2 protein-coding genes are annotated in these 1,923 nt (G+C 34.1%); both read left to right on the forward strand.

Annotated elements, in window-relative coordinates; all coding sequences use genetic code 11:
* The coding region (locus N3C60_02765) for a PD-(D/E)XK nuclease domain-containing protein (GenBank protein ID MCX8083820.1) at positions 1-498 on the forward strand (498 nt) is incomplete at its 5' end.
* Between the two features lie 52 nt (positions 499-550).
* Positions 551-1,774: a type II secretion system F family protein gene (locus N3C60_02770; protein MCX8083821.1), complete on the forward strand. Its 1,224-nt coding sequence runs from the start codon at positions 551-553 to the stop codon at positions 1,772-1,774.
* Positions 1,775-1,923: the final 149 nt, after the last annotated feature.

Genomic DNA, 1,923 nt, shown 5'->3' on the forward strand with positions numbered 1-1,923 from the left:
GAGAGGATGAGATATACCCTGACTTATCCCAACTTAGAGGTGAAGAACTCCTTTTTGAGGCTTTTATATAAGAGTTTTTCAAAGGATGAAAATGTTTATACGAAGATATATGACATGTTATCAGTAGGTGATCTGGATGGATTTATCTCTGTTGTTAGCTCAATATTTGCCTCAATACCTTATGATGATGGGATGAGGCTTAATGAGGGTAGTTTTCACACGTTATTTTATCTTATGGTATCAGCTGGAGGTTTACCAGCGAGGAGTCAGGTGCTCAACTACAGTGGCAGGATAGATATGGTGTTGGAGATGAGGGATAAGGTATATATCTTTGAGTTTAAGTGTAATCAGAGTGCAGAGGTTGCTTTAAACCAGATTAAAGAAAGAGACTACTATAGGCAATACCTACAGACTGGTAAAAAAATATATGCCTTAGGAATCAACTTTGATAAAAGTGGCAGAAATATCTCAGAATACAAACAAGAAATCTTGAATTAAAAGAATCAATTAATCCCTTGAATAGTTTAATATTTTTTATTATAAAAAAGCTATGAAATTTAATTACAAAGGTACAGATAGTAAAGGTGAACTAAAAAAAGGTGTTATAGAAGCACCTAATATCGATGAAGCAGCCCTAATCCTTTACTCCATGGGGATAATCCCCATGTCTATTTCATCCTCATCCACTATTGACATATTTTTTGAAAAAATCAAAACCTATTTAAAAAAATATGAAAGAGTAAAATTAGAAGAGCTCATCGTTTTTACAAGACAGTTTGCAAGTCTTTTTGCTGCCGGAATACCTATTCTTACCATTTTGCGTAGGCTCGAAACCCAAAATTATTCAACAAAGATGAAAGAAACTATATCCACCATTATAAAAGATATAGAAGCTGGCACTCCCTTAAGCATCGCTTTTAGAAAACATAGGGACATCTTTTCCGATTTGTACATAAATATGTTAAAAGTTGGGGAAGAAGGTGGTGTTCTTGATATAGTTTTGCAAAGACTTGCCCTTATATTAGAAACAGACTTAGATACACGAAACAAAATAAAAAATGCTACCCGTTACCCGAAGCTTGTTATTTCCGCCATCGTAATAGCTTTTGCAATACTGATGACATTTGTGGTACCAAAATTTGTTGGTATGTTTTCAAAACTGGGTGCATCACTTCCATTACCTACAAGGATACTGATATTCATAAACGATTTTTTTCAAAACTTTTGGTGGCTTCTACTACTAATTGCAACGATAGGTTATATAATATTCAAGAAATATAAAAGTACACCAACAGGAAAAAAGAAGATAGATGAATATACACTAAAGATACCCATAATTGGTGCCCTTGTCCACAAAATTTATCTTTCCAGAATTTGTAGAATTTTGGGCTTACTATACAAAAGCGGTATTTCAATAATTACCAGCTTTGAGATAGTAAGTGAAGTAACAGGAAATGATATCATGAAGGATGAACTACTTATCATAAGGGAAAAGGTTAGTAGAGGTGCCACTATACATGGTTCTTTTGAGGCTTCTAAATACTTTCCCCCAGTGGTAAGCGATATGATCTCTGCAGGTGAAGATACAGGGCAGTTGGATGAAATGCTCTTTAAGATAGCCGATTATTATGACAACGAAATCGACTACTCCATAAAAACTCTCTCTCAGGCTTTAGAGCCCATACTTCTTGTAATGGTGGCAGGCATGGTAATAATCCTTGCTTTAGGCGTATTCATGCCAATGTGGGATATGATCAAAGCATTCAAGCACTGATGAAAATGAAAAGAGGCTTTTCTCCTTTAGAAACCCTGATAGTCATTATATTTATTGCAATTATGATTAGTGTGTTTTATAGCAAATACCAAAAAATAGAAGAAGAAACAAAAAATACATTAAGAAACAATGAAATAAACATACTCAAT

The sequence above is a fragment of the Calditerrivibrio sp. genome (genome assembly GCA_026415135.1).
Taxonomy (GTDB): domain Bacteria; phylum Chrysiogenota; class Deferribacteres; order Deferribacterales; family Calditerrivibrionaceae; genus Calditerrivibrio.

Bases quoted from the DNA above. Each gene is read 5' to 3' on its own strand.
- N3C60_02770 (MCX8083821.1), top strand. From the start codon at position 551: ATGAAATTTAATTACAAAGGTACAGATAGTAAAGGTGAACTAAAAAAA.